A 14,562-nucleotide genomic window follows, 5' to 3' on the forward strand; every position below is an offset into this window, starting at 1 on the left:
CCGGTTGCCACCGGACGGCCTTGTGAGCCATGTTTCCGTGTGAGATGGCGCGCTATATAGCGCCATTTCGGCCAGAAGCAAGGAAATAACGGCCTTCGGGGACGCCTCTAGGCTGCTGTCGCATCCCGCATCCCTGCCCCTTGCGCCTCCTAACACCTGGGCTGGCCCGGGGGGCAGCTCTTCGGTGGCGGGCCGGCCGGCCGCGGAGGAGCATGCGGCGCCGGATGCGGCGCGGCGGCCATCGGCGGCGGCGCCGGTCGGGTGACCGGAGGTGGTGGCGGCGGCGGCGCTGGCCGCGCAACCGGCGGCGGCGGTGGTGCCGGCCGCGCCATCGCTGGCGGAGGCGGCGCCGGCCGGGCAACAGGTGGCGGTGGCGCCGGCCGCGCCACGGCCACGGGCGGAGGCGCCGCTCGCGGCGGCGGAGGTGGCGCAACGCGCGGCGGAGGCGGCGGCGTCGGCCTTGCCAGGGCCTGAGGAGGCGGCGGCGGAGCGGCGGGCCTGGCGGCCTGCGGTGGCGCTGGCGCGGGCCGATGATCCTGAACTCCGGACGGTGTCCGCGCCGCTACAGGCGGAGGCGGAGGTGCCGCGGGTTTGACTGCAGTCGGGGCCGCGGGCTTGCCGGTAGCCGCGCTCGGCGGGGGCAAAGCGCCCGGCTGGGGCCCGCCCGGCCTGCCGCGCAGGTCAGGCGCAGGCTGGGTCGTTGCCCCCGGCGGCCTGGGCAGGGCCGCGGACGGGCTCGCCGCGGTTCCGGAAGCCGGCGGGTGATTGGGCGTCGTTGCCGCGTTCGGCTGCGCCGGCGGAACGTTGCCGCTCGGCGCCGTGGCGGTCGCGGCGGGCTTGCCAGGGGATGGGACGGTCCCGGGCACAGCCCCTGCCCTGGCCGGCGGCGGCCCGCCGGGGGTGCCGGGCACGGGCAGCGTATTGGCCGGCGGCAGCTTGGTCGGGGCCAGCGCTTGCGGGGTTGCTGCGGCGTTGCCGGTGGGAGCATTCGCGCTCGGACTGGGCGTGCCGCCGGGCGTCCCCGTCGCGGGCGGCGCTCCGGCCGCTGGGCTGCCCGAAGATCCCGGCACCGGCAGCGTATTGGCCGGCGGCGGCTTGGTCGGGGCCAGCGCTTGCGGGGTTGTAGCGGCGCTGCCGGCGGGAGCGTTTGCGGTCGGACTTGGTGTGCCGCTGGGGGTGCCCGTCGCGGGCGGCGCTCCGGCCGGCGGGCTGCCGGGAGCTCCCGGCGGCGGTACAGTATTGGCCTGCGGCAGCTTGGCGCCGGCGGGCGGCGGCGCTGTCGTGCCAGGCGCGACATTGGCAGGAGCTGGTGTCGCGATACCGGGCCTCGCCGTCGGCTGGATGGTCGCGCTCGGCGGCATCGGCGCCTTGCCCTGCTGGATCAGGGCGGCGCGCTGAACGACCGCCTGCGGCACGGCCGGTCCTGCCGGCGTGGCGCGGCCGGCAACCGCCGGCGCCAGATTGCCAGGTCCGATCCCAGATCCGAGCGCCGGCCCCGTGGCCGGCGGCGGCGCCGGTGGGCGGTTGATGACGGTGTTGATGACCGTGGTATTGTGGATGTTCTGGTAGATGATGTTGTTCGGTGGCGGCGCGACATAGACCGGCGGCCTCACGAACACCGGGATCGGCACGAACACCGGCTGCGGCAGCACGAACAGGCCGACCACCGGCAGCGGCGGCGGCAACACGACGAAATCAGGCGGCGGCGGCGGCAGATAATAGACCGGTGGTGGCGGTGGCGGCGCGAAACCGAAATCGGGATCGCTGAAATACAGCACCGGGCGATCGACATAGACCACCTCCTCCGGCGGCGGTGGCGGCACGTCGTAGTCGATCATCGCGAAGGTCGGCGGCGGCTCGGGCGGCGCGGTGAGGATCGCAAGGCGGCGCCGCGCATCCGCCGCATGCGGCCCGCGCGGATAGCGGCGCAGATACGACCAATAGGCCTCCGGCGTGTCCGTCCGGTAAGTCCGCCGCCAGGTGATGGCTTCGCGGCGCGCGGCAACGATCGCCATCACGCGCTTGGCAAGCGGATCATTCGGATAGGCCGCGAGAAACTCCTCATAGGCCGCCAGCGTGTCGCGCTCGAGCGCGGCGGCATAGGCGTCCTGCACGCCGAGATCGCGGATCGGCTTGCTCCGGATCGCGGCGACCTGGTCGGGCGCAGCCGCCGGCGGCGCATCGGGCGCGCGCTCGAAGAACGAGAATGGCGCCGAGATCTTCTGCTCGTTCCAGGGCACCTGCGCACCCTTGGAGGCCTCGTTGACGCGCAGGCGGACGCGCTCGAACACCTCGGGCAGCGGCAAGCCGCCGGTGCGGATCATCTCGGCGAGCGACTGCGCGTAGATGCCGTAGGGCCCCGGCTCCTCCGGCGCCACCGTGCCGGGCGCGGCATTGAAGGCGATCAGCATGTTCGCCTCGGGCTCGACCAGCGCCAGACCGCTCGCGATCGGCTGACCGCCCTCGATGAAGGGCTGCGCACGGGCTGCGTCGAGCACGACGATATTGGCCTTGAGCGGAATCGATGCGAGCTGGCGCGCATAGTCGCTGATGCGCAGGGCCTCGGTCGGTATGTCGGTGTCGCGGCTGATGTTGGAATCGACCGGGATGAAATAGTTCTCACCGGCGAGCTGCACGCCGTAGCCGGCGAGATAGATCATCGCGACGGTGCCCGGGCCCGACGCCTGGGCCTTCTGGATGAAATCGCGCAAGCTCTTGCGCAGCGTGTCGCCGTCGAGATCGCGCGCGCCGACCACGTCGAAGCCGGCCGCCTGGAGCGTCTGCGCGATCAAGCCGGCATCGTTCGCGGTGGTCGCCAGCGGCGATTTGGCATAGGCGCCGTTGCCGACCACGAGCGCGATGCGCTTCTCCTGCTGCTGGGCGCGGGCCTGATGCGGCGTGCCCGCGGCAAGGGCCACCATCGGCAGGAGAAGGCAGAGAAAGACTTTGAGCGTCCCGCGCATGGCTGTGCCCGCTTTTGTCGTTGAGGTGGCCACCGCGTATCAGGCGCGCGGCGAGCTGAATGGCACTTGAACGAGATGACCGGATTGAGGCGACGACATGGCCGCGCCGCTGCCTGCGCGAGCCCAGCGTAAGATGCAAGACGAGGTGGGCTTCCCGCCTTTGGCCCTCAATTCACGCCATGCCGCGATGCCGAAACCAACAAACGCCTCCCGCTCGCCTATTCGGCCAGTCGGAGCTCTGCAACCGTCGTCCGCGCAGCCTGCTCCTCCAGCGGCATGAAATCCAGCGGCCCCTGATTTTTGTACCCAGAGGTGATCGCGAGCGTGAGGCCCCAGCCGAGCAATCCCGTACTCGAATTTGCGATCATCGCGTTTTTTCGCTCGCTGTAGCGCGCAACGAAGAACAAGGTCTGGCCCGATCGCGCGGTGAAGTCCACGCGCGTGACGCCGAGCGCTGCCTCTTCCGCCACGAATTGATGTTGCCCTGCGGGCCGATCGACATAGACGTATGTCCCTGTCTTCAGACCTTTGACCGGTATTCCATCGATGCTGAATGCCCAGTCGGGATCGCCGATCCCGCCGAAGCCCTTTTCGCGCAGGACGACCACACGTGCTTGCCCTGCTTTCGGTGGGCCGATCTTTCGCTCTGCTGCCGCATAGTCGAGCCCGCTCCTTGCGGTTTCGCAGCCGCACAGCAACAAGGCGGCCACGAACAGTACCAGTCCACGCAGCAACATCACGCCCCCAGAAATTCCCCGGAAGCATCCTAGTGGGAAACACCACTTGGTTGCAACAGCATCCGGCGACCACTGTGTCGAGCGTCAACGGGATAATCCGCCGGCCGGCCTCTCCCTGGAAGAGGCGCGACCATCCCACGCCCGATGCTCTCAGCCCTGGGCGAGCAACTCGACGGTCCCGGTGCTCAGCCGATAGATGCCGCCGACCACCTTGAGCTTGCCCTGCTCGACTGCCGCGTTGAGGATCGGGGCGGCCGATTTCAGCTTGGCGACGTTGTTCATGACGTTCTGGCGGATGGCGTTGTCGAGCGCATTGCCGCTCTGCTGCGCCGCCGCCTTCACCGCCGGCGCGATCGCAGCGACCAGCGAGGGGATGTGTCCCGGCAGCGGCTTGTCGTCCTTTAGCGACTTGATCGTCGCATCGACGGCGCCGCAATTGTCGTGCCCGAGCACCAGGATCAGGGGCGTTCCGAGCACCGCGACAGTGTACTCCATGCTCGCTACGGTCTCATCGCCGGCAAAATTTCCGGCAACGCGGCACACGAACAGGTCGCCGCGTCCGCTGTCGAAGGCATATTCGGGCGCGATGCGGGAATCCGCGCAGCTCAGAACGGCCGCGTAGGGATTCTGGCCGCCGACCAGCGCCTCGCGCTCGTGCTTGAAGTCGTGGCGGCGCGACACGCCCGAGACATAGCGCGCATTGCCTTCCATCAGCCGCTTCAGCGCCGCATCGGGCGACAACACGTTGTGCGGCTTCGGCGGCGCCTTCGCCTCTTTGGCCAACGCGGAGCCGCCAATGGCGGCGGACGCAAATGCTGAACCGGCCAACAGCATCATGGCGCGCCGGGAGGGAGTAACCGGCTGATGCAGGTCGTCAGAGCATTGGTCGCACATGGTGTTTTTCTTCCGTGGTTTCCGGTCCGAACGAGATTGCCGAGACGACAACTGATAGCTGCGCTGGCGCAACTTTGAAACCAGGTGCGAGCCAAATAGTTAAGCTTTGGTTTGCAGCGATGCGCGCAATGTCAGAGCTGCTGCACGTCGACCACGCCCGCCACCGCCTTGATCGCGCCAGCGATCTGCGGCGAGACCTTGAAGCGGCCGGGCAGCTTCATTTCCACCTCGGTCTCGAGGTCGAGCATCAGCACCAGCGAGACCTCGCCGTCGCCGTTTCCGCGCGGTGCGATGCCGGGACTGCCGACCTTCGGCACGCCGCCGTTGGCGGCCGCCATCTCGGGCCCGGCGAGCCGCTTGGCGATCGAGTCCAGCGGCTTGGTGTCGCGCAGGAAGATGCGCAGCCCCTTCTGCGTCTTCGCCGCGGCGTCATCGAGCGGCTCGGCATGCAGCACGCGGGCGCGGACGTCCTCGCCCTGAAGCTCGGCCCCTAATTGCAGCAGCACGGCCGCGCCCGGCTCCAGCACGTCTCGATATTGCGCAAGGCCTTCCGAGAACAGCACCGCCTCGAAATGGCCGGTGGGATCGGACAGCCCCATGATGCCCATCTTGTTGCCGGTCTTGGTACGCCGCTCCATGCGCGAGACCACGGTCGCGGCGACCTTGCCGGCGGTGGCGCCGGTCTTCACCGCGCGCGAGAACTCGGCCCAGCTCTGCACCCGCAGCCGCTTCAGCACGGTCGCGTAATCGTCGAGCGGATGCCCCGACAGGAAGAAGCCGATCGCGTCGTATTCGCGGCGCAGCCGCTCGGCCGGCAGCCACGGCTCGACCTGCGGCAGCATGATGGTCGGCGCATCCGCCGACATGCCGAACATGTCGTTCTGGCCGATGGTCGCAGCTTCATGCGCGCGCTGGCAGGCGGCGAGGATCGCGTCCGCACCGGCAAAGACGCGCGCCCGGTTCGGCTCGAGCGTATCGAAGGCGCCGGCGGCGGCGAGACTTTCGATGATGCGCTTGTTGATCGCGCGCGGCGAGACGCGCGCGGCGAAATCCGCGAGCGAGGTGAACAGGCCGCCCCGGGTGCGCTCCGCGATGATCTGCTCGATCGCCTGGATGCCGACGCCCTTGAGCGCGGCGAGCGCGTAGTAGATCGTGTTCTCGCCGACCTCGAAGGTCGCGCCCGATCGGTTGATGTTCGGCGGCTCGACCTTGATGCCGAGCCGCTGCGCCTCGGAGCGGAATTCGGAGAGCTTGTCGGTGTTGTTCAGATCGAGCGTCATGGACGCGGCGATGAACTCCACTGGATAATGCGCCTTCATGTAGGCGGTGTGGTAGGACACCAGCGCGTAAGCCGCCGCGTGGCTCTTGTTGAAGCCGTAGTCGGCGAATTTCGCGAGCAGCTCGAAGATGGTCTCGGCCTGCCCCTTCGGCACGCCGTTCTTCACCGCGCCCGCGACGAAGATGTCGCGCTGCTTGTCCATCTCGGCGCGGATCTTCTTGCCCATGGCGCGGCGCAACAGGTCGGCGTCGCCGAGCGAATAGCCCGACATCACCTGCGCGATCTGCATCACCTGCTCCTGGTAGATGATGACGCCGAAGGTCTCCTTCAGGATCGGCTCCAGCACGGGATGCAGATATTCCGGCTCCTCGTCGCCGTGCTTGCGCGCGCAATAGGTCGGGATGTTCGCCATCGGGCCCGGCCGATAGAGCGCGACCAGCGCGATGATGTCCTCGAAACGGTCGGGGCGCATGTCGATCAGCGCCCGCCGCATGCCCTGGCTTTCAACCTGGAACACGCCGACCACCTCGCCCCGCGCCAGCATCTGGTAGCTCTCGGCGTCGTCGATCGGCAGCGTGGCGAGATCGATATCGATGCCGCGCGGCTTGAGCAGCTTGCAGGCGACGTCGAGCACGGTGAGCGTCTTCAGGCCGAGGAAGTCGAACTTGACGAGGCCCGCCGGCTCGACCCATTTCATGTTGAACTGGGTCACCGGCATGTCGGATTTGGGATCGCGGTAGAGCGGCACGAGCTCGCTCAAGGGGCGATCGCCGATCACGATGCCGGCCGCGTGGGTCGAGGCGTGGCGGGTCAGGCCTTCGAGACGCTGGGCGATGTCGAAGGCGCGCGCCACCACGGGATCCTCGTCGCGGAACGCCTGCAGCTTCGGCTCGCTCTCGATCGCGGCCGCCAGCGTCACCGGCGCCGCCGGATTCTGCGGCACCAGCTTGGTCAGCTTGTCGACCTGGCCATAGGGCATCTGCAGCACGCGGCCGACGTCGCGCAGCACGCCGCGCGCCTGCAGCGTACCGAAGGTGATGATCTGCGCGACCTGGTCGCGGCCGTAGCGCTGCTGCACGTAACTGATCACCTCGCCGCGGCGGTCCTGGCAGAAGTCGATGTCGAAGTCCGGCATCGAGACGCGTTCCGGATTGAGGAAGCGCTCGAACAGCAGGCCGAACCTGATCGGGTCGAGGTCGGTGATGGTGAGCGCCCACGCCACCAGCGAGCCCGCACCGGAGCCGCGGCCCGGCCCGACCGGAATGCCGTGAGCCTTGGCCCATTTGATGAAGTCGGACACGATCAGGAAGTAGCCCGCGTACTTCATGCGCATGATGACGTCGAGCTCGAACGCCAGGCGCTTGTTATAGTCTTCTTCCGTCGTGCCCTGAGAGAGGCCGTGCACGCGCAGACGGTTGGCGAGCCCCTCCTCCGCCTGCCGCTTCAGCTCGGCCGCCTCGACCGCGGCGGCGTCCGAGCTCGCCGCGGCGCCGACGGTGAAGAACGGCAGGATCGGCTTGCGCGTCATCGGCCGGAACGAGCAGCGCTCGGCGATCTCCACCGTCGAGGCCAGCGCCTCCGGAATGTCGGCGAACAGCACCGCCATCTCGGCGCGCGTCTTGAAGCGATGATCCGGTGTCAGCTGCACACGGTCGGTCTCGGCGATCAGCCGGCCGCCGGCGATGCAGAGCAGCGCATCATGCGCTTCGTAATCGTCAGTGGTCGCGAAATACGGCTCGTTGGTCGCAACCAGCGGCAGTCCCTTGGCGTAGGCGATGTCGATCAGGCCGCCTTCGACGCGCCGCTCCTTCTCGGCGTTGTGGCGCTGCAATTCGATGTAGAGACGGTCGCCGAACAGAGCAGCCAGACGCTCGCACCGCGCGCCGGCGAGTTCGGCCATGCCGCCGGCGAGCGCCAGCGAGATCGGCCCGTCCGGCCCGCCCGTCAGCGCGATCAGGCCCTCGGTCTCGCCTTCGAGCCAGTCAAACTTGATGAACGGAGCATGGCTGTCCGGAGATTCCAGAAACGCGCGCGAGTTCAGCCGCATCAGGCTGCGATAACCGCGTTCCTGCGCGGCGAGCAGCACCACGCGCGACGGCCCCATCGCGTTGCGCGCGTTGGGATCCTGATCGCCGAAATCGATGGCGAGCTCGCAGCCGACGATCGGCTGGATGCCGGAGCCCGCCATCTTGTCGGAGAACTCCAGCGCGCCGAACAGATTGTCGGTGTCGGTCAGCGCCAGCGCCGGCTGGTGGTCTTTCTTGGCAAGCTCGGCGAGCTTGGCGATCTTGATCGAGCCCTTGAGCAGCGAATAGGCCGAGTGAACGTGAAGGTGGACAAATCCGGCGCTCGGCATGGTCGCGTGACGGCCTCTTGCAGATGAGATGGAGCGGTCGTCGGCGCCTCAAGGCATCATGCACTCGCGGCCGACTCGCCTCTCAATGGTGGGGTCTCACAGCTTGAGAGTCCACGCCGGAGCGGCCGCTTGGGCGCGTCGTCCCGCTTTTCCCCAAGAGGTCGGAGAAAGCCGGCCTAGAGCTGCGGAATGACCTGGGCCCAGATCGCGATCATCCCGACGAACAGCGTGATGGACGCCAGTGCGGCGGCTTCTTCCACGAAAACCCTGAACATGGCCTGCTCCCTTGTTGGAACGTATGAAGAACATTGTTCTCATTTCGTTCTATGGAGTCAAGCGATCCGGAAGCCGCCGAAAGGATATGGTTAACTCGCTGAAGACAAACAGCAAAAAAGCCCCGGCCGAGGCCGGGGCTTTCGTCAGCCGCTCACGTGGAGCGGTCAGTCTCAGTAACGGCCGATCATCGGGCCGCCGAACTTGTAGTTCAGGCGGACGAGACCCATGTCGATGTCCTGCCCGATGCGTTCGACAGCGCCACTGGCGAAGGTGACGTTGTGGTCGCCGAGGAAGATGTGGTTGTACTCGACGCCGACCGTCCAGTTCGGAGCAAAACCAAACTCGAGGCCCGCGCCAACCGTGGCACCCCAGCGGGTCTCGTCGGCCCGGTCGAGATTCGCACCCGTCACGACGCTGTAGACGTCGTACTTGTTGCTGACGACCGCCGCACCGCCCTTCGCGTAGAGCAGGACGTTGTTCCAGGCGTAGCCAACCTGACCCGTGATCAGACCGAACGCGTCGACCCGCGTACGATTCCGGAGTCCGGTGAGGCCGCTGATGTTGTCACCCGAGAAGTCGGCCCAGTTGCCCTGGCCCTCGAGACCGAACACGAACTGGCCGGACTGAAAGCGGTAACCGATCTGGCCACCGACGGTGCCGCCGGTCGAGTTGTGGGAGCCTTCCGGACCGAAGCCGACCAGATCCCACGACGTGTCAGCCGAACCGCCGCCGCCGTTGATACCGATGTAGAAGCCGCTCCAGTCGTACACCGCAGCGATCGCCGCCGGCGGTGCTTTGGTGTAGGGCCGTGCCGCGAGATCTGCCGCAAGTGCCGGCGCAGCCGCGCTGAGCGCGACGAGGCTGACAGCTGCAAGCAACAAATTCTTCTTCATTTGATTCCCGTTCCAGTTTCTTCAGTGGGCCCCCCGGCCGTGGTGTCGTCATAACAGCGATCGACGGAATTGCTGTAACCACGAGGCAACAGGTGCGATCGAAAGGACCTTGCTCACTAACAAATGTTTATCGGCACGTGCGCGGAAACCCTTTGAAACAAGGGTCTTCAGCACTTTCAATGTCGCCGAGGCGAGACAAACTGCATGCGCGCGCAACATCGTCGCGCGCACATTCGCGTGATGGGAGAATCGAAAGACACGCTCGAGTTCCGCATCCAAATTGTCGCCATGTTTTCGCTCGCTTTCATCACATTCGCGCTCGCATCAATCGCACGCTCGCCCGCGCGCGTTCAGACGATCATCCCTTCTGCTGCCTCGCTGAGAGCACCGCGCCTCGCTCATGCTCGCCCCCACCGGCATTCTCCCGACAAGCGGAGCTTCACGCGCGAACCTCTGATCCGAGCGAACGTCCCCCCTCGCCGCCCGGGCCGCGCCGCCAGTACCAGAGCGTTCTCGGACGCAGCATTGCCGGCCGTTGTCCGAGTAAATGCGCATGGCGAGCGCAAGTTGTGACCGCGCCAGTCATCGTATAGCGTCCGGTCAAACTTTCCTTTCGCGCAGTCGATCCATGCTCGCTCGCATCCTGCTCCTTGCCTCGCTCTTGCTTCCCGGCACTTTGCGTGCCGAAGCAACGCCGACCGAGAAAGCAGGATTCGCCTCCAGGCTGACGATCTATCTCGCCAAGGGGCCAGCCGACGCATGCGGCCCGGGCTGCGATCGCTGGATCGCCATCGAGGGCGAGATCGATCGGGAGGCTGCGCTGCGCATTCGCCGCTTCCTCGCCGCCGTCAAGGACCTGCAGCGTCCGATCTATCTCCATTCGCCAGGCGGCAACGTCGAGCAGTCTTACGCGATCGCGCGGTTGCTGCGCAGCCGCAAGGCGGTTGCCAGGGTTGGCCGGACGATCGCGACCGCCTGCGCCGCGGGCACGCAGCGAGACGCCGCTTGCCTGAAGCTCAAGAACGCGAGCGGCGAGGTCAAGGCCGAACTCGCCACGAACCGTGCCATGTGCAACTCGGCCTGCGCATACCTGTTTCTCGGGGCGGCATCGCGCGAGGTCGCCCCCGACGCCACAATGGCGGTCCATAACTCCAGGCTGGTGCTCGCCTTCGACGGACGGCCCGATCCGGCGGCGGTCGCAGAATACAGGCGTCGCCGGCTCCTGGCGGCCGATCGCGATCGCGCCGCGTTCATCGCGGCGATGGGAATTAGCCGCGAGCTCGACTCCCTCGTCCGAACGGTGAAGTTCGAAAGCCTGCACGTGCTGACGCGATCCGAGCTGTACGGTTTCGGCATTGACACGCGACCGCTCGCTGAGACGAACTGGTCGCTGGAGAAGGAGGCCCGGCCGTTCGTCCGCAAGATCGCCACGGCAAAGAAGGCGAACGGCTCCGCGTTCCGAACGATGGAGCTGCGGCTGTCTTGCGAAAGCAGCAAGGGCGCGCCGCTGACATTTGTGGCCGAGGTCGACGAAGCGGCCGCCGGCAAGAGCACGATCCTGATCGCGGCGGATGCCGACAAAGAGAAGACCGCCGGAGGAGCTCCGCTGCGGACCGGCAAGTACGAGGTCTGGCGCGGCAACATCGATGCCGACATGATCAAGGCGATACTGGCCTCCCGCTCCCTGCATGTCCGCGAAAGCACGCCGATCGCGGACGACAAGACGGACATCATGACATTCGAGCTCGACCTGGCGGGCCTGCCGTCACAATGGGCTCGGCTCAAGGCATCCTGCGCATTGCCGACGCCGGGCCCGACAAGCTCCTGGCCGACGACGCCTGGGAAAGCGGCTCCCTGGCAGGCACCTCATTGGCCCGAGAGCCCTTGGACGCCCGCCCCCCAACTGACCGTCAGCACAAACCCTCGGCCCGCTCCCTCGCCTTGAAATGAGGTCGGACATCGCCCCGCGGGGCGATTCAACGCGCAACATTCATTCACCCCTCGTCGAGCAGCGAGCGGACCTTGGCGGCCAGGTCTTCGATCGCAAAGGGCTTGGACAGCAAATGCTTGCCGGCATCGAGCACGCCATTGTGGACGATCGCGTTGCGCGTGTAGCCGGTGGTGAACAGCACTTTCAGATCCGGGTATCGTCTCGACAGTTCGGCCGCGAGTTCGGCACCGGTCATGTCGGGCATGACGACGTCCGTGAACAGCAGATCCGGAACGAAGCCGCCTTCGATTTTGCCGATCGCCTCCCGGGCGCTGGCGGCCTCGACGACGGTATAACCAAGCTCGCGCAGGCTTTCGGAGGAGATGCCGCGGACCCGCTCGTCGTCCTCGACGACGAGGATGGTCTCGCTCTGCAGACTTGCACCGGGATGTGGTACGCCGTGCGACGGAGTTGAGACAGGCTCCTCGCCCGCGAAGCGTGGAAGATAGATCTTCACGGTCGTACCGACATCCACCTCCGAATAGATTTTGACATGGCCGCCGGACTGCCGCACGAAGCCGTAGACCTGGCTGAGGCCAAGGCCAGTCCCCTTGCCGACGATCTTGGTCGTGAAGAACGGATCGAAGACCTTTCCCAGCACGTCCGCCGCAATGCCCGTGCCGTTGTCCGTCACCGCAACGAGAACGTACTGCCCGGGCTGCAGCGCGTATTCGCGGGCATATTTTGGGTCTATCGAGGCGTTGGCGGTTTCGATCGTCAGCCTGCCCCCCTTCGGCATGGCATCGCGTGCATTGACCGCAAGATTGACGAGAGCGCTTTCGAGCTGCGCGGGGTCTGCCTTGACGCGCCATAGGCCGGCCGCCAGCACCGTCTCGAGACGGACGAGCTCGCCGAGCGAGCGCTCGAGCAGCTCACTCATTTCACCGACCATCTTGTTGATGTCCACGACCTCGGGCGCAAGAGGCTGCTGTCGCGAGAACGCCAGCAACCTTTGCGTCAAGGTGGCGGCGCGGTTCGCACCATCCATGGCGCTCTCGAGGAAGCGGTCAATGTCGAGCTCGCCCTTGCCGAGCCGCCGTTTGGCGAGATTCAAGCTGCCGAGGATGACGGCCAGCATGTTGTTGAAGTCGTGGGCGATCCCTCCGGTCAATTGCCCGACGGCTTCCATCTTCTGCGATTGCCGCAATTGCTCCTCGGCCTTCATGCGCTCGGCGATCTCGTCGGCGACACGTTGCTCCAGCTCGGCATTGAGCGCTTCGAGCCTGGTCAGCAGCCGGGCGTTGTCGATCGCGGTCGCGGCGTGGCCGGCAATGCCGAGCAATGCGGCCTCGTGCTCTTCGTGGAATCGACCGACCTCCGCATGACCGAAGAAAAGCCCACCGAGCACTTCGCCGCTGCGCGAGACCACGGGGACCGCCAGGTATGACCGGACCGGAAGATGGCCCTCGGGCATGCCTTTCCGCGGCGCATTCTTGCCATAGCGCGGGTCTTGCAGGATGTCGTCCGACCTCACCACGCCCGTGCCTTTGAACGTCGGCTCGAACACGGCGGTGGCGCGCGGCATCGGGAAGTTTTCGAAAGCGGATCGCGGCACGCCGGACAGCGAATACAGCATGTAGCTGCCGCCGTCCGCCGACAGGACGTTATAAAAGAACGCTCCGAACTGGGCACTCGTCAGCTCGACGCCGGCATCGGTCACGATCTGGACGATCTTGTCGAGATCGCGTTCGCGGGCGACCGATGCTCCCGTATCGTTGAGGATTCGCAGATGACGTTCGGTCTTCTTTTGGACGGAGATATCGAGCACAGTCCCGATGAATCGTGTGGCCTGACCATTGGAAAAGATCGTGTGGCCCGTTGCGGCGATCCAGCGCTCGACGCCATCCTCGATGCCGACGGTCCGGTATTCGATGTTGTAGCTTCCCGGAGAATTGGGCTGTAGCGCGTTCGAGACGGCCTCATGAGCGCGCTGCCTGTCGTCGGGATGAATGCCTTTCAGGAATGAGCCCTCATAGCTGACCTCGGTATCCGGCGAGAGACCGAACACCTCCTTGCAGCGGGCGTCCCATCGAAGGATATCGTTGACCGGATCGTAGTCCCAGGTGCCGATCCCTGCGGCCTTGTTGGCGAGGACCAGCCGTTCGGCAGCTTCGCGCGCCGCCTGCTCCGATCGTACGCGCTCGATGTGGGCCCATGATCGCTCCGTCACTTCGGTGAGCAAGGCAAGTTCGCGCGGCGTCCACAGATGGGGGCCACGGTGATGAATGGCCATCAAGGCGGTCAGGCGCCCCTCCTTCACCAAGGGCATGCAGATCGTCGAACCGATCCCGATGCGCTGGAAAGTGGCGGCTTCCTCGGGAGCGATTTCCTTCAGATTGTCGTTGATGATGAGGGGCCGCCCGGCGCCCAGCTCTCGCACCGCCTTCTCGCCGAAGTCGGCAAGGCTGTAGTGCCCCAATATGTGCATCGCACCGGGGGCCGCCCAATCCCCGCGGATGGTGAAGCCGTCCTGATCAGGATCCATGTCGGCATAGGCGCAGCTGGAGACGCCGAGATACTCACCGACCATTCTCGTCGTCACCGCCATGACGCCGTCCGCATCGCGCGTCTTGGCCGTTTGCTTGTTGAGAGCGTCTAGGAAGAGGAGCCGTGCTTCGTTCTCGCGCACCGCGCTCTCAGCGCGCCGACGTTCGACCGCGGTGCGGGTGCGTTCGGCAACCTCGCGGATGAGCTCCAGCTCCGCTGGGCTCCATTCGCGGAGCGTGGCATTGTTCAGGTACAACAGCGCCACAACCCCGTCGGGCTCGGAGATCGGCATGTTGACGAATGCGCGCGCCGAGATCGCCTCGAGAGCTCGGGCGCGGTCGCCGACGCGAGGGTCCTTTTCAGCATCGGCGCAGACGACCGTCTCACCCCGCTTCAAGTCTTCGATATAGCTGCCATAGTCGCGAAAGCGCAGCACACCGGCCAGGCTCGAGATCCCAGGCGCATTCCAGTCGCGCGCGATCGTGATGGTCTCTGCTGAGGTGTCGACGGTGCCGTAACCTGCCCGGCTGACATTGAGACTGCGGCCCAGCAGCTCCGCCGCCGCATAGGCGAGATCGTCGGGGCTGCCGATCTCTCGAATATGATCGCCGAGGGTAGCCAAGACGGCGTTGCGATCGGCCGAGGCCCCCTCGGTCGCTCTCGTCATCGGTCAACCCCGAACACGTC

General features: G+C 66.4%; 7 protein-coding genes. 1 reads left to right on the plus strand and 6 read right to left on the minus strand.

Features of this window, described 5'->3' with window-relative positions; all coding sequences use genetic code 11:
* Window positions 1-149 precede the first annotated feature (149 nt).
* The 5 genes from ACVWYQ_RS06090 to ACVWYQ_RS06110 form a co-directional block, all read right to left on the minus strand.
* Window positions 150-2,963, minus strand: a complete 2,814-nt coding sequence (locus ACVWYQ_RS06090) for a caspase family protein (RefSeq protein WP_404540888.1) — start codon at window positions 2,961-2,963, stop codon at window positions 150-152.
* A 218-nt stretch (window positions 2,964-3,181) separates the two neighbouring features.
* Window positions 3,182-3,700: a hypothetical protein gene (locus tag ACVWYQ_RS06095; RefSeq protein ID WP_275499779.1), complete on the minus strand. Its 519-nt coding sequence runs from the start codon at window positions 3,698-3,700 to the stop codon at window positions 3,182-3,184.
* A 150-nt stretch (window positions 3,701-3,850) separates the two neighbouring features.
* Window positions 3,851-4,594: a carbonic anhydrase gene (locus tag ACVWYQ_RS06100; protein WP_404540887.1), complete on the minus strand. Its 744-nt coding sequence runs from the start codon at window positions 4,592-4,594 to the stop codon at window positions 3,851-3,853.
* 131 nt (window positions 4,595-4,725) lie between these two features.
* Window positions 4,726-8,229 carry a DNA polymerase III subunit alpha gene (gene dnaE, locus ACVWYQ_RS06105; RefSeq protein WP_404540885.1) on the minus strand — a complete coding sequence of 1,168 codons (3,504 nt, stop codon included), beginning with the start codon at window positions 8,227-8,229 and terminating at the stop codon, window positions 4,726-4,728.
* 446 nt (window positions 8,230-8,675) lie between these two features.
* Window positions 8,676-9,398, minus strand: coding sequence for an outer membrane protein (locus tag ACVWYQ_RS06110; RefSeq protein WP_271537996.1), 723 nt, complete (start codon window positions 9,396-9,398; stop codon window positions 8,676-8,678).
* 628 nt (window positions 9,399-10,026) lie between these two features.
* Between ACVWYQ_RS06110 and ACVWYQ_RS06115 the strand changes: the two genes are divergently transcribed.
* Entirely contained in the window at window positions 10,027-11,343 is a 1,317-nt protein-coding gene (locus ACVWYQ_RS06115) for a hypothetical protein (RefSeq protein WP_404540883.1), read from the plus strand.
* A 49-nt stretch (window positions 11,344-11,392) separates the two neighbouring features.
* On the opposite strand, the gene ACVWYQ_RS06120 is transcribed toward ACVWYQ_RS06115, so the two are convergent.
* Window positions 11,393-14,542: a GAF domain-containing protein gene (locus tag ACVWYQ_RS06120; protein WP_404540881.1), complete on the minus strand. Its 3,150-nt coding sequence runs from the start codon at window positions 14,540-14,542 to the stop codon at window positions 11,393-11,395.
* Between the last annotated feature and the right edge of the window lie 20 nt (window positions 14,543-14,562).

This window comes from Bradyrhizobium sp. USDA 3397, assembly GCF_054060965.1.